Source organism: Lysinibacillus sp. FW12 (assembly GCF_050817245.1).
Lineage (GTDB): Bacteria > Bacillota > Bacilli > Bacillales_A > Planococcaceae > Lysinibacillus > Lysinibacillus irui.
Window position 1 is genome coordinate 3663335 of the sequence record NZ_CP139094.1, and the last position, 26675, is coordinate 3690009.

General features: G+C 37.4%; 24 protein-coding genes and 1 pseudogene. 4 read left to right on the top strand and 21 right to left on the bottom strand.

Features of this window, described 5'->3' with window-relative positions; all coding sequences use genetic code 11:
* Nucleotides 1–10 precede the first annotated feature (10 nt).
* From SJW71_RS18970 to SJW71_RS18995, 6 genes are all read right to left on the bottom strand, one after another.
* On the bottom strand, nucleotides 11–370 hold the full coding sequence (locus SJW71_RS18970) for an Asp23/Gls24 family envelope stress response protein (RefSeq protein WP_004269431.1): 360 nt from the start codon (nucleotides 368–370) through the stop codon (nucleotides 11–13).
* Nucleotides 371–478: 108 nt separating this feature from the next.
* Entirely contained in the window at nucleotides 479–1684 is a 1206-nt protein-coding gene (locus SJW71_RS18975; RefSeq protein WP_274795928.1) for a diguanylate cyclase, read from the bottom strand.
* 292 nt (nucleotides 1685–1976) lie between these two features.
* A complete protein-coding gene (locus tag SJW71_RS18980; protein WP_431811342.1) occupies nucleotides 1977–3584 on the bottom strand; it encodes a M20/M25/M40 family metallo-hydrolase in 1608 nt (535 codons plus the stop codon).
* A gap of 38 nt (nucleotides 3585–3622) precedes the next feature.
* A complete protein-coding gene (locus SJW71_RS18985; protein ID WP_322611398.1) occupies nucleotides 3623–5050 on the bottom strand; it encodes an amino acid permease in 1428 nt (475 codons plus the stop codon).
* A 111-nt stretch (nucleotides 5051–5161) separates the two neighbouring features.
* On the bottom strand, nucleotides 5162–5923 hold the full coding sequence (locus SJW71_RS18990) for a dimethylarginine dimethylaminohydrolase family protein (RefSeq protein WP_274795925.1): 762 nt from the start codon (nucleotides 5921–5923) through the stop codon (nucleotides 5162–5164).
* Between the two features lie 14 nt (nucleotides 5924–5937).
* Nucleotides 5938–6810, bottom strand: coding sequence for a dimethylarginine dimethylaminohydrolase family protein (locus SJW71_RS18995; protein WP_322611397.1), 873 nt, complete (start codon nucleotides 6808–6810; stop codon nucleotides 5938–5940).
* A gap of 275 nt (nucleotides 6811–7085) precedes the next feature.
* Here SJW71_RS18995 and SJW71_RS19000 point away from each other — a divergent pair, with 275 nt between their 5' ends.
* Nucleotides 7086–7826, top strand: coding sequence for an IclR family transcriptional regulator (locus SJW71_RS19000; protein ID WP_322604650.1), 741 nt, complete (start codon nucleotides 7086–7088; stop codon nucleotides 7824–7826).
* Between the two features lie 167 nt (nucleotides 7827–7993).
* Nucleotides 7994–8182: a 50S ribosomal protein L28 gene (rpmB, locus tag SJW71_RS19005; protein ID WP_274795922.1), complete on the top strand. Its 189-nt coding sequence runs from the start codon at nucleotides 7994–7996 to the stop codon at nucleotides 8180–8182.
* Between the two features lie 97 nt (nucleotides 8183–8279).
* Here rpmB and spoVM read toward each other — a convergent pair whose 3' ends face one another.
* The 15 genes from spoVM to SJW71_RS19080 form a co-directional block, all read right to left on the bottom strand.
* Nucleotides 8280–8381, bottom strand: a complete 102-nt coding sequence (gene spoVM / locus SJW71_RS19010) for a stage V sporulation protein SpoVM (protein ID WP_099805045.1) — start codon at nucleotides 8379–8381, stop codon at nucleotides 8280–8282.
* Nucleotides 8382–8399: 18 nt separating this feature from the next.
* Complete coding sequence (locus SJW71_RS19015; protein ID WP_431811343.1) at nucleotides 8400–9053, bottom strand: thiamine diphosphokinase; 654 nt, start codon at nucleotides 9051–9053, stop codon at nucleotides 8400–8402.
* Nucleotides 9050–9718, bottom strand: a complete 669-nt coding sequence (gene rpe / locus SJW71_RS19020) for a ribulose-phosphate 3-epimerase (protein WP_274795920.1) — start codon at nucleotides 9716–9718, stop codon at nucleotides 9050–9052. Before rpe ends, SJW71_RS19015 begins: the two co-directional genes overlap by 4 nt.
* A gap of 2 nt (nucleotides 9719–9720) precedes the next feature.
* Nucleotides 9721–10605: a ribosome small subunit-dependent GTPase A gene (gene rsgA / locus SJW71_RS19025; RefSeq protein ID WP_341385704.1), complete on the bottom strand. Its 885-nt coding sequence runs from the start codon at nucleotides 10603–10605 to the stop codon at nucleotides 9721–9723.
* Nucleotides 10606–10616: 11 nt separating this feature from the next.
* A complete protein-coding gene (gene pknB / locus SJW71_RS19030; protein ID WP_274795917.1) occupies nucleotides 10617–12605 on the bottom strand; it encodes a Stk1 family PASTA domain-containing Ser/Thr kinase in 1989 nt (662 codons plus the stop codon).
* A gap of 2 nt (nucleotides 12606–12607) precedes the next feature.
* Nucleotides 12608–13357, bottom strand: coding sequence for a Stp1/IreP family PP2C-type Ser/Thr phosphatase (locus SJW71_RS19035; protein WP_274797276.1), 750 nt, complete (start codon nucleotides 13355–13357; stop codon nucleotides 12608–12610).
* 6 nt (nucleotides 13358–13363) lie between these two features.
* Nucleotides 13364–14506: a 23S rRNA (adenine(2503)-C(2))-methyltransferase RlmN gene (gene rlmN / locus SJW71_RS19040; RefSeq protein WP_274795916.1), complete on the bottom strand. Its 1143-nt coding sequence runs from the start codon at nucleotides 14504–14506 to the stop codon at nucleotides 13364–13366.
* Entirely contained in the window at nucleotides 14506–15867 is a 1362-nt protein-coding gene (rsmB, locus tag SJW71_RS19045; protein WP_312506791.1) for a 16S rRNA (cytosine(967)-C(5))-methyltransferase RsmB, read from the bottom strand. Before rsmB ends, rlmN begins: the two co-directional genes overlap by 1 nt.
* A complete protein-coding gene (fmt, locus tag SJW71_RS19050) occupies nucleotides 15864–16805 on the bottom strand; it encodes a methionyl-tRNA formyltransferase (protein ID WP_274795914.1) in 942 nt (313 codons plus the stop codon). The genes rsmB and fmt overlap by 4 nt, the downstream gene beginning before the upstream one ends.
* A gap of 1 nt (nucleotide 16806) precedes the next feature.
* Entirely contained in the window at nucleotides 16807–17301 is a 495-nt protein-coding gene (gene def, locus SJW71_RS19055; RefSeq protein WP_274795913.1) for a peptide deformylase, read from the bottom strand.
* 87 nt (nucleotides 17302–17388) lie between these two features.
* Nucleotides 17389–19800 (bottom strand): primosomal protein N', encoded by a 2412-nt coding sequence (priA, locus tag SJW71_RS19060; protein ID WP_274795912.1) that lies wholly within the window; start codon nucleotides 19798–19800, stop codon nucleotides 17389–17391.
* The gene (gene coaBC, locus SJW71_RS19065; protein ID WP_312506792.1) at nucleotides 19797–20801 is read right to left on the bottom strand and encodes a bifunctional phosphopantothenoylcysteine decarboxylase/phosphopantothenate--cysteine ligase CoaBC; all 1005 of its coding nucleotides are present in this window, start codon (nucleotides 20799–20801) and stop codon (nucleotides 19797–19799) included. The genes priA and coaBC overlap by 4 nt, the downstream gene beginning before the upstream one ends.
* A gap of 125 nt (nucleotides 20802–20926) precedes the next feature.
* Entirely contained in the window at nucleotides 20927–21154 is a 228-nt protein-coding gene (gene rpoZ / locus SJW71_RS19070) for a DNA-directed RNA polymerase subunit omega (protein ID WP_274795909.1), read from the bottom strand.
* 4 nt (nucleotides 21155–21158) lie between these two features.
* The gene (gene gmk, locus SJW71_RS19075) at nucleotides 21159–21776 is read right to left on the bottom strand and encodes a guanylate kinase (protein ID WP_274795908.1); all 618 of its coding nucleotides are present in this window, start codon (nucleotides 21774–21776) and stop codon (nucleotides 21159–21161) included.
* Nucleotides 21777–21819: 43 nt separating this feature from the next.
* Nucleotides 21820–22695 carry a YicC/YloC family endoribonuclease gene (locus tag SJW71_RS19080; RefSeq protein ID WP_274795907.1) on the bottom strand — a complete coding sequence of 292 codons (876 nt, stop codon included), beginning with the start codon at nucleotides 22693–22695 and terminating at the stop codon, nucleotides 21820–21822.
* A gap of 260 nt (nucleotides 22696–22955) precedes the next feature.
* Between SJW71_RS19080 and SJW71_RS19085 the strand changes: the two are divergent.
* Both SJW71_RS19085 and SJW71_RS19090 read left to right on the top strand, forming a co-directional pair.
* Nucleotides 22956–24649, top strand: a pseudogene (locus SJW71_RS19085) (Rqc2 family fibronectin-binding protein).
* A 251-nt stretch (nucleotides 24650–24900) separates the two neighbouring features.
* Nucleotides 24901–26586, top strand: coding sequence for a methyl-accepting chemotaxis protein (locus SJW71_RS19090; protein WP_274795905.1), 1686 nt, complete (start codon nucleotides 24901–24903; stop codon nucleotides 26584–26586).
* Nucleotides 26587–26675: the final 89 nt, after the last annotated feature.

Below are 26675 nucleotides of genomic sequence, written 5' to 3' on the forward strand. Positions count from 1 at the left end.
GTTCCTCCTCTTAATTCGCTACACGAACGCCCTGTACAAAGATATTGACAGATTTTACGCTCATACCTAATGTTTTATCTACTGTATATTTCACTTTCGATTGTACTTGGTAAGCCACTTCCGAAATTTTTGTCCCGTAACTAACAATAATGTACATATCTATATGTAAATCGTCGTCCTGTTGTCGAATAACAACACCTTTTGCGAAGTTTTCTTTACGTAAAATATCAGTTAGACCATCACGAATTTGATGTTTAGATGCCATGCCAACAATACCGTAGCATTCTACAGCAGCGCCACCAGCAATTTGTGCAAGTACATCTGTTGAAATATCAATTTGGCCGAATTCATTGTTTAATTCAATTGACATAGAAATGCCCCCTTGGCTCTTTTTGACTAAACTATATTGTAACACTTTCGTTATAATTTAAGCAACCTAAGGGGGTATTGAATGGCTTGGTAGCAACGTTTTCTGACTTCAAATAGACGCATTTGCTTTTTCATCAAAAATTGCCTTTTTCCGATAAAAGTTATTTCTTCCGTTTTTCTTCGCTCTATATAAAGCTTGGTCAGCTAATTCACAACATGTCTGTAGATGCTCATTTGTTGTAATTTTAGCATGACACATCCCGATACTAACCGTTACATATTCATCAACATCCGATTGTTCGTGGGGAATTTTTAAGTAACGTACTTCCTCTAAAATTTCTTCACATAAAGGCTCAGCAAACTTTTCCGTATGCTGACTAATCATGACAAACTCTTCGCCTCCCCAGCGCGCAACAAAGGCATTATACTTCTCTGCAACTTCTTCTAAAATAGATGCTACTTTGGCGATGGCTTCGTCACCCTTCAAATGCCCATAATAATCGTTAAATTTTTTAAAGCAATCAATATCTATCATCATAACTGTTAAGGATTGAGTTTTATGCAGCTGATGGCCTATTTTAGTCAATTTAATATTAAATGCACGTCGATTTGGTAGATTCGTTAAGGTATCTCTTAAGGCTTGCTCCTTTAACTCATTATTTTTGGCAGCTAGCAACTCTGATAATTGTTTTGTTTTAGTCATTTCTTCATCCAATAAAATATGCTGTGTATTAAATTGCTTTCGAACCTTATAAGTCTGATATTGAATCATGATACCAACAGGTATTAAAAGTGACATAGGTAATATGATTTTAATATTTTCACTGGATACCCCAACGCTCATATACGTACTGGCTATAATTGCTGGTGCTGTCAGCAAGATAATCCAGATAATTTTTCGTAAAGGTAATGCAAAAACAGTACAAACGATGATTAAAATCACCTCATATAAAGCTGCGTGATGGAAAAAGTAAACATCCATCACTGAAATAACAGTAATCAATAGGATAATCGTGTAAATATAAACAACAACTAGATGTTCATACTTTTGAATGTTGAAAGAATTTATAGTCATTCGTTTCTCCCTGACAAACAGCAATACTGCTACATCTATATAAAACATGAGGGTATGAATGGCAATATAAATAGGGACCATAGCTCTTTCAGTTTTATCAAAAAAGATTTCTCCGTAATGAATAAGGGTGATAATGAATGATACATACATAAGAATCCACGCTACTGCCCTCATCCCTTTTAAATTTGACTGAACCATTTCTTTGCGAATAGAAAAAGCTATCTTTTCTTGATTTCCCATAATGCTCGCTCCTAGTGTCCAGATATTTATATTTTCCTATATGTATCGTCTAAATAATGAAAAATACAAGTAAAATGAAATTATTTTGTTTATTTAAAGAATAGTACTTTACTTGCACCCCTAAACACTAATATTGTTGTGAGGCTACGAGCTAATCAAAAGGAATGAACCTTAGTAAATGCGAGATTAATACGCATCATTCAATTACAGAAGCTTTTATACAATAAAAAAGTTGATACTGTTACAGCATCAACTTTTACCATTGTATTCATATTCATGTGAAAAAATTTATCTATCTAAAAAGGCTTTTTATAAGTGTGTCGATCATAACGGGCATTTCTTTAAAAGCACTATCTACATGTAATCGTTCTGTTTTTTGGTGTGCATCTTTGCCAAATGGACCGACATTTAAGACAGGGCCTTGGAGGGCTGTCATTTCTTTAAATGGAATGCTATACGTTTCGCCCCAGACAGGTGTATTTCTTTCAAAGGCTAGCCACTCATTGGATGCATCTGAATAGTTTACATAGCTTAAATCACAAATCCCGTTAAAATAATGAATTTGTTCTACTTCAACACCAAATGTTTGGGCTGTCTTTTTCATCAATTCAATCGACTGTTTTACTAGTGGATGATTGGATGAATTAATGGCAGGGTAGTATGGTGGTGCATATAACAGAACCGTCGCTGGTGCTAATTCCTGACAACGAATCATGAGCTGGTCTACGATGCGAATGGATTTTTCACGATCATCCCATTCACTATGCTGTAGAACTTGCTGTTTAATTGCTTGTACTTCTTCAGCACCTAATTTTTCGATGGCATGTTCCAATAGAGCTTCGTAACGTAAAACCTTTACCTTGCCTACGCCCTGTACATTTTCTCGTGTACAAATTTGCTCATAGTGGTCATTACAAGCAGCCATAGCTTCTAATGCAACCTGTTCAAAAATAGCCATCACTTCTGCAGCTGTACGTTTTAGCAAAAAGACATTGTAAAGGGCTGCCGCACGGTAGGGCGTTTGTGTAGAATATTCCATTTTTAAATCTTTTAATTGTAACGAGACGGGTAGTGGTGTACTTTCACCTAAATCACTTTCGCGGAAAAGTGGATTCCACTCCATATGCTGTGTCATATAGGAAGCAATAAAGTTAGCAGTCATGCCTTTTAATGGCTCACCAACATGAGTTTCCTTCCCGTAAAACAGGGCAGCAGGCATGATCTTACCAATGGTCCCTGAATAAATATATTCATTCGTATCAGATGGTCCTTGTGAGAAGGACGGTTCACTATTTAAAAATAATTTATACGTTAAACCATGTTGTTCTCGTAGTCTCACAAGCTCAACTACCGCTGCTCGCATTCCAGCAGAGTTCACTTCCTCATCCGGCACAGCTGTCAATAGTAGATTGATCGGCCATTGTTCAAAGCTAGCTTTTTCAATCAACTGCATGTGTAACGCGAGACCCATTTTCATATCCATTGTGCCGCGACCAAATAAATAATTACCTGACTCCAAATCAATTCGAGCCGCCTCTGGCAAATCTTTTTTATATTTCGGTTCCATTAACTTTTTAGTTAATTCCTCTGGATAAAAAGCTAATGGCTCTAGCTCTCCATATTCCTCCGTATGCACAGTATCAAAGTGGCTAATTAACACGACTGTTTCCGTTGCCGCTGGATGCTTATATAAGGCTGTTACAGCATTTCTTCCTAAACCGGCATCATGTAATTCAATATAATCAGGATGATTTTTATAATATGGAAGCGTTAACAATTTATCTTTTAATTTATAGGCAAATTCATTTTCGCCCTTTGTTAGTGTTCGACTTTCCCAGCTAACAATTTCACAAAGTAGGGCACGTAGTTTTTCAGGTGTATTCCACATAAAAGTATTCATAAAATTTCTCCTTTAAATCAAATTTGTTCATTTATACTTTAACGAATTTCTACTGGCTCTTCCGTTTTGCTCTCTGTCGTTGCAGTCTTTGCTTTTTTTAGTTTCAATTGATAAAAAATCATACAGGCAATAAAGAAGCCAATCCCATACAACAAACCAATTCTTTGGGTAGGATCAAACGCTAAAAATACTAAAATTAAAAAACAAAAGACAATGCAAAATACGGGAATTAACGGATATAGTGGCGTTTTAAATTTTAAATCATCCAACTTTCCACCAGACTTTATATAACGATGACGGAACATTAATTGTGAAGCACATATTCCCATCCAAGAAATTGTAACCGATATCCCTGCCACGGACATGAGTAAAACAAATACTGCGTCGGCTTCCATTACACTTGTTAATAACGATAATAGAGAGAAAACCATAGTAAAAATAAGGGCATTTAAAGGCACTTTATTTTTAGTAAGTCTGCCAAATAATTTAGGCGCCATCCCCTCTTGTGACATCGAGAATAATAAACGTGTAGAGGCATACAGACATGAATTCCCGACAGATAAAATCGCCGTTAATATAACGAAATTCATAATACCTGCTGCATAAGGAACACCAGCTAAATTCATCAACGTTACAAATGGACTTTCCATTAGACCAAGCTCAGATGCTGGGAATATCGCTGATAATACAATAATAGAGGCAATATAAAAGACAATAATTCTAAACAGGATTGTACGAATTGCTCTTGGGATATTTTTTTCAGGACTTTCCGTTTCACCTGCCGCAATTCCAACAAGCTCTGATCCCTGATAAGAGAAAATAACATTCATCATTGTGACAAAAATAATGGAAATACCTGCTGGGAATAAACCAGACGGTGCTAAATTTGTCAAATGTGGAGTTGGACGATCTGCCAGAGGAATTACACCAAATATTGCCGCTCCTCCTATAATAATAAAGGCAATGACTGCAATTACTTTTATACTGGCAAACCAAAATTCCGCTTCAGCAAAGCCCTTTGTTGTTAAGGCATTTAAGACAAATAAAAGAACCATAAATACAGCACACCATATCCAAATTGGCACTGTCGGAAACCAATGCTGCATTAAAATGCCTGCTGCTGTAAATTCAACGCCCGCTGTGGCAGCAGAACCGACAAAATACATCCAACCTAATGAAAAACCTGCTGAGGGACTAATAAAGCGTGTTGCATAAGTTTGGAAAGAGCCCGTAACAGGCATATAAACAGCTAATTCCCCAAGACAATTCATAACCATAAACAAAATTAAACCACCAAACAAATAGCCGATTAAAGCGCCACCCGGCCCAGCTTGATTAATGGTATAGCCAACATTTAAAAATAAACCCGTTCCAATAACTCCCCCAAGTGAAAGCATCAACAAGTGACGACTTTTCATCGAACGATTTAATTGATTAGTATGAAGCTGATCCCCTTTATTCAACATCCATCCCTACTTCCCATATAATGTAAAAATATTAAATATTCTGATATTTAAAGAATGAAAGTACCCAATCAATTTATCCCTTTTAAATTGATTGGGCCATATGATAATTACTTAAAAACGTAATGATAAACAGCTCAAGCCACCATCATGTTTTCTGAATTCAGACATCTCAAGTTCAATTGTTTGATAACCTAGGTCTAGTAATTTTCGATTTGTTTCCGGGTAACCAGCTGGGATAATGATATAATCATTTACTTGAATACAGTTTGCTGAATATTCATCTTCTTTAGGAATGACAACTTTTTCGTAAGATTCAAATGCAGGATGATCCACAAATTCTCCAGCTACCACCATACGATTTTCCCCTACATAGGCAATACCTGTTTTTAAATGGAAGAATTCCTTTAATGGGATGATAGTTGCTTCGTAACCCTCTTGCTCAACTATTTCTTTAAATTGCTGTGCACCTTCTTCATTTGTGCGGTCGGAGATTCCTACATAAAACTTCTTCTCTGCTTGCAATACATCTCCACCATCGAGTGTTCCAGAGCCTTTAATATAGTAAATTTTTTCATAGAATTGCTTAACAGCAGGCTCAATTTCTTCAATTTCCCGGTTTCGAGCCTCTGCTCCTGGGTTTGAAATAATAGCAAATTCAGGTGTTAAAACAGCAGTATCTTCTACAAATGTAGAATCTGGAAAAGCTTCATTTGCTGGTAATTGTGTTACCTCAACACCACATTTTTTTAAAGCTTCTACATATTTTTCATGCTGCTCAAACAATTTTTCTAAAATGGGTTTTCCTAAATCACTAGTCGTTAAACCGTTGATAAAGCTATTTCCTGGATTTTTAACAATAACATTTTTAAACATATTCTTCTTCTCCTTTATCCTCTTATAACTGGACAAGTTAGACATGTTGGTCCACCTGTTCCTTTAACTGTAATTTCATTGCCTTTATATTCATAAACTGTCGCACCGGCATCAATTAGCTGTTGCTTTGTTGCCGGATTTCCTTCTGGAATAACACAAACTCTAGGTGCAAGCGCTAAGACATTACAGCCCAGTGCGTCATACTCTTCTTTCGGTACTTCTATTAATTGAATACCACGTTCAATTAGCAGCTGACGGAAAAAGACTGGCATTAAACGTGAATGCACTACTGCTAGATCATGATCTACCATACTAATGAAAGACATTAAGTGTAGACATTCAGCTTCACCTAAATCATGTGGTAGCTGTACCACAATAAACTCATCTACAATGTCAGCTGTCATTTCTTTTAGCTGACGAATGGCTTCATCATTTGTTCTATACCCTCTACCTACCACAAGCGTTCGATCATCAAGCCAAACAATATCTCCTCCGTCAGAAACAGCCTCCCCAGAGAGTTCTCCAATGATCGGGATACCTCTATCTTGTAAAAAATTTTTATACACCGCTGCTTCTGGCTGTCTTAATGTTTTACCTGATTTTAGTATAATGGCCCCGCTAGGCGTGAATTTGACCGGGTCATGCGCATAAAGGGAATCCAATCCTACTTCATCTGCTTCCGGCAAATAATCAATCGTATCAACATACTTTTCAAGAATTCCAACAAATTCAGCATATTCACTTAGAGCTTCCTCATAGTTAGGCTCTGATAAGTAGTTAAATGTTTTCCATTCATCCGCAAGATGTGCTTGGCTTCGGAAAGCGTCTTTAGGATGTTTTACTATAACGCGTTTCAAAGGTGCATACATTGATGAACAATAATGCATTCCTTTCACCTCATTTCCGTGTAGTGGAAAACGTTTCCGTTAAGAGGAAAGTTTATATGAAGAATATATTCGTTTTATGCTATACTGTCAATATATTTAGAAAACTTTTTATTTTTCTTTTATTGTTATGTAGTTACATTCTCGTAGAAAAACCTATACTGATCATGAAAGATATCAATTTGAACCTGACCTGAAAAACTTTAACCACTTAGAAATTTTGGAACTAGACGTAGATGAAGAATAAAAATAAAATAGGATGAAGGGAGGTGGGACAAATGCAATTATTAGAGCGAGCTATGACGATTGCGAAGGTTTTAGCTTCTGAAGCAAATGACAGTAGCTTGTCCATTTCAGAGCTTTCTACAAAATGCGATTTACCCTTAAGTACTTTACATAGAATTTTAAAGGCCATGATTAAACAAGGTATGATTGAGCAAGATGAACAATCGAAGCACTATCGTCTTGGGACAATATGGATGGAGCTTGGACTACAAGTGTATGACACAATGGACTATATTAGTAAAATTAGACCTGAGTTAGAGCGCTTGGCAAGAGAGGTTGAAGAAAGCGTCTATTTAAGTAAGCCTGCCGGTTTAGATACGATTATTATTGAAAGAATAGACAGTGCAGCAAATCCTATTCGAATTTATGACCAGCTAGGTATACGGATACCTATGCATATCGGTGCGGCAAATAAAGCCATTCTTGCCTCTCTGCCCGACACACAATCCAAAGAAATTTTAGAGCAGCTTGTAATGCAAGATGAAATAGCTGAAATAGAGGAACAGCTTCGCCAAATTAAGCAACAAGGATATGCGATTAGTCATGGGGAACGATCTGCAGGTACGTCCTCCATTGCAGTTTCTGTTATAGATGGTTTTGGGGAAGTGATTGGGGCAGTTAGCATCGGCTTTGTGAATTTTAATGTCTCTCAAGACCATATTAATACATTAATTGAGCGTTTAGTTGATACTGGCAAACGTGTGTCAATGAAACTTGGTTATCGAGGGAAATGATAGAGGACCACTTTTTTTACGTTTTTTTGCCTGTAAAGGTTTTTTTCTTGAAAGGTTATGTGAAAACTGTTGCACTGAACGCCATCGTATGTTAAATTATTATGGTATGTGAAATACCGAACTGAAATAATAATCTTTCAGCATCAACAGTAAGGAGGGAATACAACATGCCAAAACAATGTGTAATCACTGGACGTAAAACTCGTACTGGTAACAACCGTTCCCACGCTATGAACGCTAACAAACGTACTTGGGGTGCTAACCTTCAAAAAGTTCGTATCTTAGTTGACGGTAAACCAAAACGTGTATGGGTTTCTGCTCGTGCATTAAAATCAGGTAAAATTGAGCGCGTTTAATCGCAGCTTCTAAAAAATCGATTTCGCATTGAGCGTAAATCGATTTTTTTCTTTCATTAGTATATAAATAGAAGTAAAGTAAAAAATCCGACTAACATCAGTCGGATTTTTTTACTTTCTTATCTTTTTTAAATAGGTTAATACAAGTACGCGTGATACTACTCACAAATTTCGGCAACTGGAACGTATATACTTTCAGGACTCTCTCCCCCTTACGCTAATCTATGCTTCTTATCATTAAACATATGCCTCGTGAGAAAGATATAGACCCTGAAGTTCCTATTATTTCATTACTTGTGAATCGAGTTGTTCCTAAAGAAATTTCCTCATTCGTTGTTTCATATTTTACTTGTCGCAATGTCACATCCTGAATAGGCTCTTCATGAGCAAAAAAGGACAAGTATCGGTATCGACTATCTGCATAAATCGTATGGTTTCCTGGTAGTAAAAATTGCAACATATTTGAATGATTGATAATCTTCAGCTCAACATGAGGGTGCTCTTTTTGTAATCTATAAATGGAACGAACAGCTGCCTCATAATGATCTAAACGTCCACCCGTAACACCCGTCAAAATAATTTCTTGAGGCACATACGTATAGGCTTTCAGCAAAGCTAGATCCGTATCTGTTTCATTTTTTTCTTCCTGAAAACGCTGCTGATCATCTGTTTGTGCCATTACCAATTGATACTCCTCGTCGGTTAAGGAATCAAAGTCACCAACAATGGCATGAGGGGTAATCCCATGCTCAATTAAATATAAAGCTCCACGATCCGCTCCAATAAACACGACATCCTGTTGTTGTTGAAATGAAGAGAATGAACAAAGTTCTTGTTTTGGTCCACCTGCACAAACAACGACTGTCGTCATCCTTTAATCGCAGCCTCACCAGCCGCTAAAATCTCTTGAAGTGCAGCTGTTCGATCTTCTTTACTATAAATTGCTGATCCTGCCACAAAAATAGTCGCTCCAGCCTGTGCACATGGAACAATCGTTTCAGCAGTAATACCTCCATCAATTTCAATGGCGATATCAAGACCTCGCTCTTTAATCATTGTCGATAATGCTTCAATTTTAGGCACAACAGAATGAATAAATTTTTGTCCACCAAAGCCTGGATTGACAGTCATCAATAATACCATATCAATATCTTCCAAAATGTGTTGAATGGATTCTATTGGTGTATGTGGATTTAATACAACACCAGCCTTTACGCCGTACGAACGAATTAATTGTATAGTACGATGTAAATGACGGCATGCCTCCACATGTACTGTAATATAGTCTGCTCCAGCTTTAGCAAACTGTTCAATATATTGATCTGGATTTTCGATCATTAAATGCACATCTAAAGGTAGTTCAGTTAAAGGACGGATTGCATCTAATACGATAGAACCAAATGAAATATTTGGCACAAAGTGACCATCCATTACGTCAATATGAATTAGTGTTGCACCCGCTTGCTCTACTTCCTTTACTTCTTCTCCTAATTTTGCAAAATTCGCTGCTAAAATTGATGGTGCTATTTGTATCATTATTAATACCTCGGCTTTCGGTCCATAATTTCTTGCATAAACTGTTCGTAATGCTTGTAGCGGTAGTCACGAATATCCCCGGTTTCTACTGCCGCCTTTACTGCACATTTTGGCTCTTTCAAGTGTAAACAACCTCTGAATTTACAATCATCCGCAATTTTAGCCATTTCCGGAAAACATGCACCTAGTTCTTCTTTTTCAATTTCATCAAAATCAAAAGAACTAAATCCAGGAGTATCTGCCAGTAAACCATCACATACCTCAATAAGCTCAACATGACGAGTGGTATGTTTTCCTCGTCCTAAACTTTGCGAGATTATGCCTGTTTTTAAATTGAGATCAGGAATTAATGTATTAAGCAATGTTGATTTACCAACGCCAGATTGGCCTGCTAATACAGTCGTTTTACCCTTTAAAATAGGCTGTAAACGTCCAATTAACTCTTCTTCATCTTTATAAGTTTGTAAAACCGTATAGCCCATGCTTTGATAATCTTCAATATACTGCTGTAATTCCTTACGCTCTTCAGGATTTAGTAAATCCATTTTTGTTAAACAAATAATAGGATGTACATGGAATGATTCTAACACCACTAAAAAGCGATCTAGTAAAATGGTATTGAAATTTGGCTCTTTTACGGAAAATACTAAAATACCTTGATCAATATTGGCAATTGGCGGACGAACCAATTCATTTTGACGCGCTAATATCTTTTGAATCGTGCCATCCGAACCTTCTGTTTCCATTGTATATTCTACCATATCGCCGACAAGCGGAGATTCTCCACGATTTCGAAAAACCCCACGCCCTCGACATTGTATAAGTTGCTGACCATCATAAACATAGTAATAACCGCTTAATGCTTTTCTTATTTGGCCTTGCGCCATCCAATTCCTCCTTAATTGACATCTTTATAATTAACTTTGTCTTCTAAAATTATTTCTGAGTCACGAATAATTCTATAACTTGCATCTTTGCCCTCTTCAATAACAAGCTGTATATTGTAAGTCGTATCCTCTACAATCGAAAATTCTTTAACTGGTTCTGAAAATGTATGATTTTTATCCTGAATTTCAATACGAATTTTTTGCTCTATTCCCTCTTCTGTAGGTTTATACTCAATATTTACAGGGATAATTAATGTTTTCTCTGGCTTTTTAGCTGGTCCTTTACTCATTACAACCGATATAACAGAACCTTCCTCCACCATAGTACCTGCATTTGTTAATTGTGAAATCACACTACCAGCTGGGATCGACTCATGATATTCTTCACGAGATATACGCCAGTTAAGACCCACTCTATTCACATAATCATCCATATCAGCTTTCGTATAATTTACAACGTTTTCAACCCTTACCATCCTAACACCTTGGCTTACTTTAAACGTGATTGTCTCCTCTTTTGCTACCACTTCTGTATCCGCGGGAATACTTTGCTCAATAATCCTGCCTTCAGGTTCACGAGAAGGAACATCCTCTTTTATAACCTCTTTATATTTTCCTTTTATTAAAGCTTCGACTTGACTATAATTTTGTCCTACATAATTATCAACGGTCGTCATCTCTACACCTAAGCTAACAATTAAGTCAATCTCTGAGCCTTTTGCTCGCATTGAATTTTTAGCTGGATCTGTTTCGATAACCTTACCCTTTTCAATTTCCTCGTGATTCCGCTCCTGAGGCTCATCACCAACGACAAATCCCTCAGCTTCTAATTTCTTTGTAGCGTCCTCTACGGTTAAATTTGTTACATCAGGTACTGCCACTTTTTTCGGGCTAAATGCATCTGTTGCAAATAAAAAGAATAAGAAGATGACAATAGCTACTAAAAGTAATCCAGCAATATACTTTGGCCAATTTTTCTTTTTTGCCTTCACTGGAGTTGGTTTTTCACTATTTTTTTTAGGTTTTGGTTGAGATGGAGCTTTAACTTCCACAATCGGTTCAATAACTCTTGTTTTGGTTAAATCTTCGTCCTTTTTCAGAACCTGCTCTTTAATAATTGGAATGGCTTTTGTCACATCATTATCAACTGGCACGACAAATTTCGGCTCATTTATTCGATTTGGTGATAATACTGTTTCCAAATCATCATACATTTCTTCGACTGTATTATAACGATGAGAAGCCTCTTTCGCAGTAGCCTTAAGCACCACATTTTCCAAACTTTGTGGAATAGTTGCATCGAAAGCACGGACAGAAGGCGTTTCTTTCTGCAAATGTTTGAGTGCAATTGAAACCGCTGATTCACCAGAAAATGGTAATTCACCTGTTAATAATTCATATAAAACAATACCGAGTGCATAAATGTCGGATTTGTTTGTTGCCGTACCACCACGGGCTTGCTCTGGTGATAAATAATGCACCGTACCCAACACTGAATTTGTTTGTGTAAACGATGTAGCACTTAACGTCATGGCGATACCAAAATCAGTTATTTTAACATTGCCCTCTGCATCCATTAAAATATTTTGCGGTTTAATATCACGGTGAATGATATGATTTTCATGTGCATTGGCAATTGCAGATGTTAATTGCTTCATAATGTGCACGCTTCTGGCAGGTGAAATAGGTGCAAATTCTTGTATGTACTGCTTTAACGTTTTTCCTTGAACATATTCCATCACAATATAATGTAGATCTCCATCATCACCTACATCATAAATATTAACAATATTCGGATGTGTAAGACTTGTAGCAGACAGTGCCTCACGTTGAAAACGTCGATGTAATTCATCCTCATTGGAAAAATCGTAACGTAATATTTTAATGGCTACATCACGGTTTAATATCATGTCATGTGCTAAATAAACATTCGACATACCACCGCCGCCAATGAGTTCTAAAATTTTATAACGGTCACTAATTCTTTTACCTACAAGCATTCTTACACCTCCTCATCCTTTTTTGTTAGTAGCACGAGGGAGATATTATCTTCTCCCCCGCTGGCATTTGCTAATTCTACAAGCTTACGCCCTTTCTCCCCAATGGAATCTGGATACGTAATAATAGATGCCATTTCATATACAGTAAGTTTATTACTTAATCCATCTGAACAAATGAGTAAATACGATTCTGATGCTAAATCAACTTCATAAAAGTCTGGTTCTATTGTTTCTTCTGTTCCAACAGCCTTTAAAATGAAATTTTTCTTCGGATGTGTCAAAGCCTCTTCTTCACTTATTTCGCCATTTTCAACCAGTACATTTACATATGAATGATCTCTTGTTATTTGTTGTGCACCATCTTCAAAGAAATAATACACACGACTATCTCCAACATGTGCAATGAAGCAATGATGCTCTTCTATTAACACCGCAATAAACGTCGTGCCCATTCCTTTACAGTCTTCATGTGATAAAGAATAGTCATATATTGTTTTATTTATTTGCTTAACTGTTTGTAATAACCATTCTTTTTTTGATGTTGTTGATACAAAATGATGCGCGTCTGCCTGTAAAAAAAAGGATTCCATCTGTTTAATTGCCATATCACTTGCCACATCACCAGCATTATGACCACCCATGCCGTCCGCTACAAGTGCTAATGCAAGCCCGTCAGGACGTTTAAAGAATGCAGCACGGTCTTCATTAATTGATCGTTTTAAACCAATATCACTTTCGACTGTGTATTCCAACACTGGTCACCTCGTTTCTTCAGATCTCTCTTGTGCACGTAATTGCCCACACGCAGCTGCTATATCTGAACCTTGCTCTCGGCGGATTGTTACGTTAATACCATTTTTCTTTAAAGTTTTTTCAAAAGCAAAAATTTGACTACGAGACGTACGTACATAATCACGTTCTGGCACGTAGTTAACAGGAATTAAGTTAACGTGACATTTAATTCCTTTAATTAATGCAGATAACTCTTCTGCAATTTCTACTGAATCATTTTCACCAGACATCAATCCGTATTCAAAGCTCACACGTCGACCTGTTTTTTTAGTATAATAACGAACTGCTTCCATTAATTCATCTAATTTATATGCACGTGCAATAGGCATTAACTTTTGACGTGCTTCTTGGTTTGGTGCGTGTAGAGATACGGCAAAATTAATTTGTAATTGTTCATCCGCAAATTGATAAATTTTAGGAACTATACCTGAAGTTGAAACGGTTATATGACGTGCGCCAATATTTAATCCTTTTTCATGGTTAATTACTTTTAAGAAGTTCATCATTGCATCATAGTTATCGAAAGGTTCGCCGATACCCATAATAACAATGTGTGATACTCGCTCACCTACTTCGTCTAAAGTCTGCTGGACTTTGACAACTTGCTCCACGATTTCCCCTGCTAATAAATGGCGCTTCAAGCCGCCTAAAGTAGAAGCACAAAAAGTACAGCCAATTCGACAGCCCACCTGTGTTGTTACACAAACAGAGTTTCCATAATCATGGCGCATTAACACCGTTTCTATTGAATAGCCATCCTGCAATTGAAATAAAAATTTAATTGTACCATCTTTAGACTCTTGCTTAATAATGGTTGATAATGTGGATAAAGCAAAATTGGCAGTTAACTTTTCACGCAATCCCTTTGAAAGATTAGACATCTCTTCAAAAGTTTTCACTCGTTTATTATATAGCCAGTCAAAAATTTGAGCAGCACGGAAAGGCTTTTCGCCATTTTCCTTTAACCACTCTTCTAACTGGTGTGGCTGTAAAGAGTAAATAGACTCTTTTAAATTTGGTTTTTCCTTTTTCACTCGACGTACGGGCTTGTCTTCCGCTTCATCAACTAAATCGTTAATACGTTCATTAAATTTTTCTTGATCCACCATTAGTTGGATTCTCCTTTTTTACGAAAGGCAGCAACGAAGAAACCGTCACTACCAAAGTCTTGTGGAAAGACTTGAAGCATGCCATTAGCTTGCTTTTCCGCTAATTTTGTTGGTAAAGATTCTAGTTGTATAGCTTCCATTTCTGGATGTGCTGTTAAAAAGGCTTTAACTGTGCCTTCATTCTCTTGAGTATCTACTGTACAAGTACTGTACACAAGCTTCCCATCTATTTTCAATACTTTTGTTGCTGCATCAAGTAAGGCCAATTGGATCTTTTGAAGATTTTCTAAATCTTCTTCTCGTTTTGTATATTTAATATCTGGCTTACGTCGCATAACTCCTAGTCCGCTACACGGTGCATCAACTAAAATGGCATCAAAAGACGCTGCTTGTAAAAATTCTGCTGCTTTACGTCCATCTATTGGAGCTGTTTCTACAATATCCAGCCCAAGACGTTCTGTATTATGGTCAATTAAATCTAATTTATGTGGATGAAGATCTGTTGCTAAAATGGAGCCTTCATTGTTCATTATTTCAGCTAAATGTGTTGTCTTTCCACCCGGAGCTGCACACATATCCAAGACACGCATACCTGGAGATGGATTTAACACTTTAGCAGGGATCATTGAACTTTCATCCTGTATAGTAATAAGACCTTCTTTGAATGCTTTTGTACGTGCTGGTTGTCCATTGGTTACATGTAAACATTCAGGCATTATATCACTTTGCTGTGCTGTTAATCCTTCATTCTCTAGTTCCTCAATAGCTTGTTCAACTGATGCTTTTGTAGTATTTACACGCACTGTTTGCACAGGTGGAACATTATTTTCCTGTAACATGGCTGTTGCTACTTCTAGACCGTAGTTTGCTACAAATCGTTGCACTAACCATTCTGGATGACTAGTTTCAATAGCAAGACGCTCGATCGGATCCTCTATACTATCTGTAGAAGGAACACCACTTCGTAATATTGATCTTAAAATTCCATTGACCATCGAAGCAATTCCACGATGTCCTCGACGCTTGGCAATTTCTACTGCCTCGTTTACAGCGGCATGCGGTGGTATGCGCGTTAAATAATGAATTTGATATAAGGATATTCTTAATAACCAACGAACCCAATGATCGACTGATCCGCGAATAAAAGGCTCTAAATAAAAATCGAGCGTCATTTTATGCTGTAATGTTCCATACGTAATTTCAGTTAATAATGCGCGATCTTTTGCTTCTATTTTATGTCTTTTAATGGTTTCATTTAGCAATAAATTGCTATAGGCTTGATTTTTATCAACTGCTAACAGAATAGATAATGCAGCATCTCGCACATTTCCATCCCAAATAACTACACTTTTTTTACTCATTTAAATTGGTCCCCAATCTGTAATTTAGAACCTGTGCCACGTAAATATTCCTCTGCCGTCATGCGCTTTTTACCAGCAGGTTGGATATCATATAAGGCTAACGTTGTTCCATTGCCAGCTGCAACTTCAAAATGATCTTTTGCAATCGCAACTACCGAACCTGGGTTCACCTCATGCTTACTATTACCAATAGTCGCCCACCAAATTTTAAAGTTACCATCCTCAAAAGTTGTATACGCTACTGGCCATGGATGAAGACCACGTACTTGATTGTATAAAGTAGCAGCATCCTTTGTCCAATCAATGCGCTCCTGCTCTCTGGAAATATTGCTTGCAAAAGTAACCTGTGCTTCATCTTGAACTGTACGACTATTTGTACCATTAATAATAGAAGGAAGTGTATCCTTTAATAATTCACGGCCAACCATACTTAACTTTTCAAAAAGTCTACCGGTATGATCATCTTCTTCAATCGGAATAGCTTTTTGGGAAATAATATCTCCAGCATCCAGTTTTTCTGCCATATACATGATTGTGACTCCTGTCTCCTTTTCACCATCTATAATGGCTTGGTGAATAGGAGCACCTCCACGATACTTTGGTAGTAGAGAAGCATGGACATTAATACAGCCAAGAGCTGGAGCATCTAATAATTCCTTTGGTAGTATTTGTCCAAATGCTGCTGTTATGACTAAATCAGGCTGTAAGGCAAGAATTTGCTGTAACTCCTCGGAGCCGCGTAATTTTTCTGGTTGAATAACTGGTAAGCCAAGCTCCAAAGCTGCAGCTTTCACAGGTGGTGGTGTTAATATACGCTTACGTCCAACTGGACGATCTGGTTGTGTCACAACTGCTTTAATATCGTACCCTTCATCATGTAGCATACGCAAAATAGGCGCAGAGAAGTCAGGTGTCCCCATAAAAATAATAGACGTCATTTTATTCCTCCTCTTCTGCGTACATTTCTTCAAGTTCTTCTGCTGTTACAATACGTTTAATTTTTGAATCGAAAAGTACCCCGTCTAAATGATCGATTTCATGTAAGATCGCGCGGGCATCAAAGTCTCCCGCCTCTAATTCATAAACACGCCCTTCACGGTCACATGCTTCAATTTTTACATAAGTAGGTCGTTCAACCTCACCATATAATCCCGGAAAACTCAAACAACCTTCGATATCTACTTCTGCTCCATCTGTTTCAATGACAGTTGGATTAATCATTTCTAAAATATCACGTTCCTCACCTAGCTCCACAATGGCAACTCGCAAGCCAACATTTATTTGTGGTGCTGCGATACCTACACCATCATATTCCACCATTGTGTCATATAAATCATCCAGTAATGTAATAATTTCATCATTAATTTCTGTCACTTCAGCACATGGTGTTGATAGTACTTTTGCTGGGTTTTCAATTACTTTTTTAATAGCCATCTTTATTTCCTCATTTCTGCTTTAAAGCCTTCCTTTACAAAAACCTTGAAAGGTATTTTTTGTAAACGGATATTGCCGCTGTTTTCACTATATAGTAGACGGATCTAAATCTACCGTCATTAATATTCCCTGTTTAATCCATTCTGCTCGATACATGGCAAGCAGGCGCTGTAACACTGGAATTAGATTTGGTTCAATTTTATATTTTATCAAACATTGATAACGATATCTATTTTGGAGGCGAGCAATACTCGCCGTTGTTGGTCCAATAATTGCTACTTGATTCGATAAATTTTCACGTAGCCAATCTGCCACTCGGCCTGCATATTCGGCGGCCATCATGACATCTTCATGAGATAATTGTATAAGAGCTACAAAATAATAGGGTGGATAGCTTGAACGTCTTCTTAAAAACATCTCCCGTTCATAAAAAGGTTCATAATCCTGAGTTTTAGCTAATTCAATGGCATAATGCTCAGGTGTATACGTCTGAATAATAACCTCCCCTGGCTTATCATGTCGTCCAGCCCTACCGCTTACCTGTGTTAGTAGCTGAAATGTGCGTTCTGCTGCCCGGTAATCAGGTAAATGTAGAGATGTATCGGCACTAAGTACACCTACTAGTGTAATATTCGGAAAGTCCAAGCCCTTTGCAATCATTTGAGTACCTAATAAAATATCTGCTTGTCCTGCTCCAAATGTCTCCAATATTTCTTCATGTGCCCCTTTATGCTTTGTTGTATCAACATCCATTCGTAATACTCTTGCTTCAGGGAACAACTTATAAATTTCTTCCTCTACTTTTTGTGTACCTGTACCAAAATAACGAATATGATCACTTTGACATTGCGGACATATTTGAGGAACATGCTCCTCATAACCACAATAATGACATTTTAATTTTTCAGTTGTCCGATGATAGGTTAAAGAGATATCGCAATTTGGACATTGTACAACCGTGCCACAATCCCGACAAAGTACAAATGACGAATAGCCACGACGATTTAAAAACAGCACCATCTGCTCTTTTTTCTCAAGTCTTACGCGGATTGCTTCAATAAGTGATTGTGAAAACATAGAACGATTCCCTTGTCGAAGCTCTTCACGCATATCTGCAATATAAACAGTGGGCAGGGCTTGATGTAGGGCTCGTTGTTTTAATGAAAGCAGCGTATAAACACCCTTCTTAGCTCTGGCGAATGACTCTAACGCTGGTGTCGCACTACCTAAAATAATAGGACATTTATAAAATTCGCTTCGCCAGATGGCTACATCTCTTGCATGATAACGAGGCGAATCTTCTTGCTTATAAGTTGATTCATGTTCCTCATCCAAAATAATAAGACCTATATTGGTAAAGGGTGCAAAAATAGCTGAACGAGCACCAACCACAACTTTCACTTTGCCTTGTTGAATTTTACGCCATTCATCATACTTCTCACCAACAGATAACCCACTATGCATAACAGCAACCATCTCACCAAAGCGACTACGGAATCGTTCAGTCATTTGTGGAGTTAAAGAAATTTCAGGTACAAGCATAATAGCTTCTTTTCCATCATTTAATACCTTCTGTATAGCCTGTAAATAAACCTCTGTTTTGCCGCTCCCTGTTATACCATGTAATAAAAATGTTTCAGCTGTTTGCTGCTCCATAGCTGTATTAATAGCTTGTAGAGCAACCTGCTGCTCATCTGTTAATTGTAAGGCTTGAGTACGTGAAACTTCTTTCGTAAATGGATCACGAAATACTTCCTCTTGAATAAATTGAGCAGCTCCTTTATCAATTACTGCCTCTAATACTGATAAAGAAACCCCTGCTTCGTCACAAATCTGCTGGGGCGACAATATTTCGCCTAGGTGTTGACACATCCATTGCAGTAATAACCGTTGTTTAACTGCTCTAGAGGATTGTCCCAAAGCACGTTCAACAAGTTGTTGGTCTGCTGTAATTTGAACCATACGTATCTCTTTCACATTCCCCTGTTGCTTCACAACATTTTCGATTGTAACAATGTTCTCTGCAACCAGTTGCTTCAATAGAGGAAGTAAACCTTCTCGCTCAAATTCTTTAAAATTAACTTGTTGCCGCTTACCGAATATAGGCTGCACTTCTTCTGGCAAAGTTTGATTTTTTTGTAATTTAATTATTTTTTCATATTTAGCTCGCAGTGCAGATGGTAACATCACTTGTAATGCATCAATTTCATAACAAATGGTGTTATTTTTTAACCACTTCGCCATTTGAAGCATTTCTTCTGTCAGCGCTGGCTCCATATCTAAAATTTGAGTGATTCCCTTTAATTTATTCAATGGAACATCGGTTTCATGTTTCAAACCTACGATAAATCCTAATACATTCCTTGGACCAAATGGCACTTTAACACGGCATCCTAATTCAATGACACTTTCCCATTCTGGAGGTACTTGATAATCAAATGGACGGTCTACATGATAGGTAGAGACATCTACAATGACCTCCGCGATTAAAATACTCATTGTGCCTCGTCCTTTATAATATGAGACCAAAGTGTCTGTGCAAAAAACTGAGGATTCGAAGTAGCTAAGAACTGGCCATTAAGCTGCGCTTGGTCACTAAAATCAATCCAGCTATCAGAAAGTATGTTAAACATCGGTTTGCCTTGAACTTGCTGTCCAAAAGTGACTGCTTTCATTCCTTCTACAGAAACTATAGGCGTTTTCTCGATGGTTGGTACATTCGCTGCATAAATAAAAAATGCTTGTGGATATTGAATTTTATAGGCTTCCAGTTGTTGAATCACATCATATAAATTGCTATTTTCTATTCCAATTACATGGGCGCCTAGCCTTTTTGCCTCATCTGCTAAAGCATGTCCGATTTGACCGTTTGCCTGTGGGCTAATCATATGCTGTTCATCCACTGGCACTTGTAAGGCACCTGCTATTACTAGGACTGTTTGACCTGCTAATGGTTTAGTTTTCCCTGAAAAGAAATCTTGCACAAGTGCAGTAATTTTTTCTGGTTCCTCTAGACGTCCTTTTCCGACATAACCACATGCTAAAAACCCCTCCGAAGGCTCAATAAATTGATAACCATCAGCAGATAGTCTATCCAAATTACGTTTTACAGCTGGATGGTCGTACATGTGCACATTCATTGCTGGCGCAATCCAGACAGGTGCAGTAGTAGCAAGAAGAGTTGTTGTGATCATATCATCTGCGATACCATTGGCTAATTTTCCAATTATATTGGCTGTCGCTGGTGCTACTAAAATCAAATCAGCCCAATCCGCTAAATCAATATGCGCAATCACCCTTGAATCTTTTTCATCAAAGGTGTCAAAATAAACATCATTTTTGGACATCACTTGAAAACTTAACGGATTCACAAACTGTCTAGCAGAAGCAGTCATGACGACCTTTACATTTGCCCCCGCCTGTGACAGCTTACTAACGAGCGCCACAGCCTTATAAACCGCGATCCCGCCTGAAACACATAGTAAAATATTTTTATTCATGCTAGGTGTCTTCCTTTCAAATGATAAGCTCCCAAAGAAGGATTCCCTGGGAGCTCACGGCATTCTGTATAATCAAAATCTACTGCAAACTAGCATACACGTAAACATAGTGTTTTACATGGATGTTAGATTTCGTCTTCGTACACAGCAGACTCATCCTGTGATACTTTCGTAAGTACACCTGCCGCTACTTCTTCAAGTGCTTTACCCACGTATTTATGAGAAACATACTTGTGTAAGCGTTCTGTGTCTTGTTCTTCTTGCATTTGGCGAGCGCGTTTAGAAGCAAGGCTCACTAATGAATATTTTGAATCGATTTCTTTTTTTAAAGCATCTACTGATGGGTATAGCATTGGTTTATTCTCCTCTCAACATTGACAAATATCTTTTTTCAACACGTTCTCTACGACAATGCTCAGCTTTGATAATCGCATTAATACGATCACAGGCATTCGTCACTTCATCATTCTCCACAACATAGTCATACAAGCTCATCATTTCAAGTTCTTCACTTGCAGTAGCAATGCGTTTTGCAATGATATCCTCTGTTTCTGTCCCACGTCCAACTAAACGATCTTTTAATTCCGTTAAACTTGGAGGGGCTAAGAAAATAAACAAGGCATCTGGTGCTTTTTTACGAATTTGTGCTGCACCCTGCACTTCGATTTCTAAAAATACATCACGACCTGCATCCAGCGTTTCATTCACATACGCTAGTGGTGTACCATAATAGTTACCGACAAATTCAGCGTGCTCTAATAAGCCACCTTGTTCAATTAGCGCTTCAAATTCTACACGCGTCTTGAAAAAATAGTCTACACCATCTACTTCACCTTCGCGAGGATTTCGTGTTGTCATCGAGATGGAATACTCATAATTCGTATTCGGCTGAGAAAATAATTCTTTTCGCACTGTCCCTTTACCTACACCAGATGGGCCAGACAGAACAATTAATAATCCACGTTCTTTTATCATTTATTCTCTATATCTCCCTTAATTTATAACAGACACGTGCAAGTTATTCGATATTTTGAACCTGCTCACGCATCTTTTCTAAAATTGTTTTCGCCTGAACAACAGCAACAGCTGCTTCTGTCGATTGATTCTTTGAACCGATCGTATTGATCTCACGATGTATTTCTTGCATTAAAAAGTCTAATTTTCGTCCCACTGAAATCGTTTCGAGTAATGTTTCTTCAAGCTGGTTGAAGTGACTATCTAATCTGTCTAATTCTTCGGAGATATCTACACGTTCTGCAAAAATTGCTACTTCTGCTAGTAAACGATCTTCTAACAATGTGCCATCTGCAATTTCAGAAATTCGTTCTACTAATCGTGTACGATATTTTTCAACAGCAAGTGAAGAACATAAACGAATCTGATTCACCTGTTCCATTAACTGTTCTTTATATTGTACAACAACTTCTTGCAGTTCTTGCCCTTCACGCTCACGCATTTGTACGAGCTGTTCAATCGCTTGTAAAATCGCTTGTTCAACAGCACTAAGTAAATCCTCAGGTGTAAGTTGTGGCTTTTGTTGTACAAGTGCCTGTTCCAATGATAAAAGCTCTTGCATCGTCCATTTTTCTTCAAGTGGTACTTTACTAGCTAATTGCTCCTTTGCCTTACGATACGCTTCAATTAATGACCAATTAATCTCAATAGATTGCTCTACGTTATCTAAGTCCTTCACATATACCATCACATCAATTTTGCCGCGTGACAAAGCTTGAGAAATAAGTTTTTTAGCAAAAATTTCTGCTTCAAGCCATTCTTTCGGAAATTTTGCATTGATTTCTAAAAAGCGATGGTTGACCGAGCGCATTTCCACGGTTAATTGAAAGTCTCTAGTTGTTGTGACACCTCTGCCAAAACCAGTCATACTACGCACCAAGGTTCGTCACACCTTTCTTTGCATACTGGGATTATTATAACATAAGCTCTGTCGATTATGACGACTCTCCAAAAAAAATTGGATAGAGTAAAAGCTAATTCTACCACAATTGAAGCTATATTTTAATATTCACCTAAAAAATGCTATGATAAACATACAAACAGTGTATTTGTAGGAGCTTAAAGACTGCAAAAGCAAATGCATGATGAAAAAATACGAAAGTACCAAGATGCTTGATATCATTGGAAAGAGGAATTCATATGGCATTTGATGGTTTATTTACTTATTCAATGACCGCCGACCTACAACAGCTTGTCACTGGTCGAATTACGAAAATACATCAACCTAATGCGCAAGAGGTTGTATTACATGTGCGTGCAAATGGAAAGAATCATAAATTATTGTTTTCAATCCATTCTTCTTATGCACGTGTTCATTTAACTGAGCATACGATTGATAACCCAGCAGAGCCCCCTATGTTTTGTATGCTTTTGCGTAAACATTTAGAGGGCGGTTTTATTTCTTCCATTAAACAGCGTGATTTTGATCGTATTATAATAGTAGAAATTGAAAGCAAAAATGAAATTGGCGACCCGATTGTAAGGGAAATACATGCTGAAATTATGGGTAGACATAGTAATCTATTGTTAATCGATCAAGAGCAAGGAAAAATTATTGATAGCTTAAAACATTTACCTCCATCCGTAAATAGTTTCCGTACTGTGTTACCTGGTCAACCTTATATTGCACCGCCTACACAAAATAAATGGAATCCTCTAACGGTTACAGATGATGAGCTAACATCGTTTTTTGCTGAAGCAAGGACAACGCAAGAGGTTGTAACACAGTTCGCTGGTTTTTCACCTCTTCACGCTGAAGAATTATTGTTCCATTTGACTACAGCATCGGATACACTAACATGCTTCAAAGATTTTATGGGTTCCTTTGCGAATGGTGGCACGAAGCCAATGTATGCCATCTACAATAATAAAACATACTTCTCACCTATTGATCTGACTCATTTGCAAGGTGAAGTAACCGTTTATCCTAATGTTCATGAACTACTTGACCGCGTTTTCTTTGCACGTGCAGAGCGAGATCGTGTCAAACAACAAGCAGGAGACTTAGAGCGCTGGCTACAAAATGAAATTGATAAACTATCCTTAAAAACGAAAAAGCTTACAAAGGACTATGAGCGTGCATCAAAGCTTGATCAATTCCAACTATATGGTGAACTTTTAATGGCCAATATTTATGCCTTTGAAAAAGGTGTTAAAGAAGTTACGGTTACAAATTACTATAGTGAAACGGGCGAAGAGATTACGATTCCAGTAAGTGAACGTAAAACACCGATTGAAAATGCTCAAAGTTATTATACGAAATATACAAAGGCAAAAAATGCTTTGATTATGGTTCAAGAGCAGCTTGAAAAAACGACAGAAGAAATTGCCTATTTTGAAATGCTTGCTCAGCAAGTACAGCAAGCTTCTCCTGGAGATATTGAGGAAATTCGTGAAGAATTGGCAGAACAAGGTTACTTAAAATTACGTCATGCGAAAAAAAGAAAAAACAAGTGAAACCTGAGCCAGAGCGTTATGTATCATCGACAGGTATAACGATTTCTGTTGGAAAAAACAATAAACAAAATGACATGCTAACATTTAAAATAGCAAAACGTACAGATATTTGGCTACACACAAAGGATATTCCTGGATCCCATGTTGTTATCCATTCAAACGAACCTGATGAAACAACATTGCGTGAAGCAGCTACGCTAGCAGCCTATTTTTCTAAGGCTAGAGAATCCTCCTCAGTGCCAGTAGATTACACAGAAATCCGACAAGTTAAAAAACCAAATGGTGCCAAACCCGGTTTTGTGATTTACTTTGAACAAAAAACACTGTATATTGACCCAGACGAAGCTGTCATTTTACAATTAAAAAAACAGTCATAAAGAGATAGAAACCGATACCATTTGTATCGGTTTCTTTTTTTATAATACACACACGTAATCCGTACTATAAAACGAGAAACAGGAACAGATTTTGATAAATTTCCACAGACAATCTTCCTTATTATAATGACTTAAAATAAACATATGAATAATCTGAACTGTTTCCTTCAATGCTTATTGACTTCTATCTTTCTTAAAAGCTAAATTAAAGTATAAAAACTTGTATAGCATTTCGGAAAGGGCGTATCTATATGTCTGTAGGAAAAAAATTAAGCTTTGGTTTCTTTACAATTATTTTGACACTAATTATTTCATTGGTGATAATGTTTCTGTTATTTTCAAACATAGAAAAGAAGATTGAAAATGCATTGGAAGGTCACGTTGCCCTAGTAGAACTAGCAGATAATATTCAATTTGAAATGGCTATGCAAGGGCTCTTCATTCGTGCCATTATCATCGAAGACAAACCTGCAAATAAAGAAAGCTTTACACAATACGCAAATATGCTAGACAAGCATGTGGAGGAAATGACCGGAAAATCTACTTCAGCTGAAATGGAAGCTTATGCAAAAGACTTAAATACATATAATGATCGTTTTAATGAGTCAGCAACAGAAGCACTAGCACTTTTTGAAGCAGGCAATCTTGAAGGCGCTTTGCAAAAAGTGAATGGTGATGTGCAACAAGCTAACAAAGGAATACAAGATGTTTCCGATAAAATCGTTAGTTACCAAAAAGATCAACTGGAAGCCGTCACAAAAGAATCTAAGCAAGCAGTATTCAATTCTCAAATTATTTCAGTTATCGCTATTATTATCGGTGTTATTCTAGGCATTTTCCTCATGATCTATATACAACGAACGATTTCTCGTCCTTTAAAAGCTGTTGTTCAAGCAGCTAATCATGTTGCTAGTGGTGAATTGTATCATCAAGACATTACCTACCAATCTAAGGATGAGATTGGCCAGCTTTCATCAGCATTTAATGCCATGAAGGGGAACTTGAAAAATCTTTTAACTCATATTCAAGACAATGCAGAGCATTTAACGGCTTCAGTAGAAGAGCTTTCTGCATCAACTGAAGAAGTTACTGCCTCAGCAGATGAGATCACAATACGTATAAATGAAACAGCGAATGCTGCTGTAGCTGCTACAGTTGCCGCTAACGAAAGTGCACATGCAATGGATGAAACAGCTATAGGTGTCCAACGTATAGCAGAGGCAACTCAACAGCTGCTTCATAATGCTGTTTCAGCATCTGAATTGGCAACAAACGGTAACACTACAGTAGATGAGGCCCAACAACAAATGAATGTAATTGATGAGTCTACGCAAGTAATTAATACTCTTGTCCAAAAATTGAGCAAACAATCGGAAGAAATAGGTCAAATAACTGCTGTCATTACAGCCATTACAGATCAAACAAACTTATTAGCGCTCAATGCAGCAATAGAAGCTGCACGTGCTGGAGAGCATGGCAAAGGATTTGCCGTTGTTGCAGACGAGGTACGCAAATTAGCTGAGGAATCTAAGCAATCAGCTAATCAAATTGTTGCATTAACCCAGGATATTCAAGAAGATACAAGCAATGTAGAAAAAGCTGTTTTAGATGGTTTGCACTCTGTCACAGAGGGTGTGAAAATCATTGGACATGCAGGACAAGCATTTGAAGCTATCGTAAAAGCAATAAATAATATGACAAATCAAATTGAAGATATATCGGCTACTTCAGAAGAAATTTCAGCCAGCGCAGAACAGGTAGCTGCCTCTGTCGCAGAAATTGCCCAAGGTGCTTCAACTAGCTCAGAAAGTACACAAATTATCGCTACAGCAAGCAAGGAGCAATCCATAACGATGCAGCAAGTCAATCAGGTGGCCTCTGATTTAAGCGAAAAGTCCTTAGATTTACAGAATCAAATCAATAATTTTAAACTATAACTAAAAAAAGTGCATTTCATATATATGAATGCACTTTTTTTGTACTTTTTTTACATGACAGCTCTTAGCTTTTGAAAGAAAATCATTTC

Coding starts and splice junctions, on each gene's coding strand:
- priA (WP_274795912.1), bottom strand. CDS start 19,800: ATGAGTATTTTAATCGCGGAGGTCATTGTAGATGTCTCTACCTATCAT.
- rpe (WP_274795920.1), bottom strand. CDS start 9,718: ATGATACAAATAGCACCATCAATTTTAGCAGCGAATTTTGCAAAATTA.
- rlmN (WP_274795916.1), bottom strand. CDS start 14,506: ATGGTGGATCAAGAAAAATTTAATGAACGTATTAACGATTTAGTTGAT.
- coaBC (WP_312506792.1), bottom strand. CDS start 20,801: ATGAATAAAAATATTTTACTATGTGTTTCAGGCGGGATCGCGGTTTAT.
- SJW71_RS18980 (WP_431811342.1), bottom strand. CDS start 3,584: ATGAATACTTTTATGTGGAATACACCTGAAAAACTACGTGCCCTACTT.
- rpoZ (WP_274795909.1), bottom strand. CDS start 21,154: ATGCTATACCCATCAGTAGATGCTTTAAAAAAAGAAATCGATTCAAAA.
- pknB (WP_274795917.1), bottom strand. CDS start 12,605: ATGCTTGTAGGTAAAAGAATTAGTGACCGTTATAAAATTTTAGAACTC.
- SJW71_RS19090 (WP_274795905.1), top strand. CDS start 24,901: ATGTCTGTAGGAAAAAAATTAAGCTTTGGTTTCTTTACAATTATTTTG.
- rsmB (WP_312506791.1), bottom strand. CDS start 15,867: ATGAGTAAAAAAAGTGTAGTTATTTGGGATGGAAATGTGCGAGATGCT.
- rpmB (WP_274795922.1), top strand. CDS start 7,994: ATGCCAAAACAATGTGTAATCACTGGACGTAAAACTCGTACTGGTAAC.
- SJW71_RS18985 (WP_322611398.1), bottom strand. CDS start 5,050: ATGTTGAATAAAGGGGATCAGCTTCATACTAATCAATTAAATCGTTCG.
- rsgA (WP_341385704.1), bottom strand. CDS start 10,605: ATGGCGCAAGGCCAAATAAGAAAAGCATTAAGCGGTTATTACTATGTT.
- SJW71_RS19015 (WP_431811343.1), bottom strand. CDS start 9,053: ATGACGACAGTCGTTGTTTGTGCAGGTGGACCAAAACAAGAACTTTGT.
- fmt (WP_274795914.1), bottom strand. CDS start 16,805: ATGACGTCTATTATTTTTATGGGGACACCTGACTTCTCTGCGCCTATT.
- SJW71_RS19000 (WP_322604650.1), top strand. CDS start 7,086: ATGCAATTATTAGAGCGAGCTATGACGATTGCGAAGGTTTTAGCTTCT.
- def (WP_274795913.1), bottom strand. CDS start 17,301: ATGGCTATTAAAAAAGTAATTGAAAACCCAGCAAAAGTACTATCAACA.
- SJW71_RS18975 (WP_274795928.1), bottom strand. CDS start 1,684: ATGGGAAATCAAGAAAAGATAGCTTTTTCTATTCGCAAAGAAATGGTT.
- gmk (WP_274795908.1), bottom strand. CDS start 21,776: ATGATAAAAGAACGTGGATTATTAATTGTTCTGTCTGGCCCATCTGGT.
- SJW71_RS18995 (WP_322611397.1), bottom strand. CDS start 6,810: ATGCATTATTGTTCATCAATGTATGCACCTTTGAAACGCGTTATAGTA.
- SJW71_RS18990 (WP_274795925.1), bottom strand. CDS start 5,923: ATGTTTAAAAATGTTATTGTTAAAAATCCAGGAAATAGCTTTATCAAC.
- SJW71_RS18970 (WP_004269431.1), bottom strand. CDS start 370: ATGTCAATTGAATTAAACAATGAATTCGGCCAAATTGATATTTCAACA.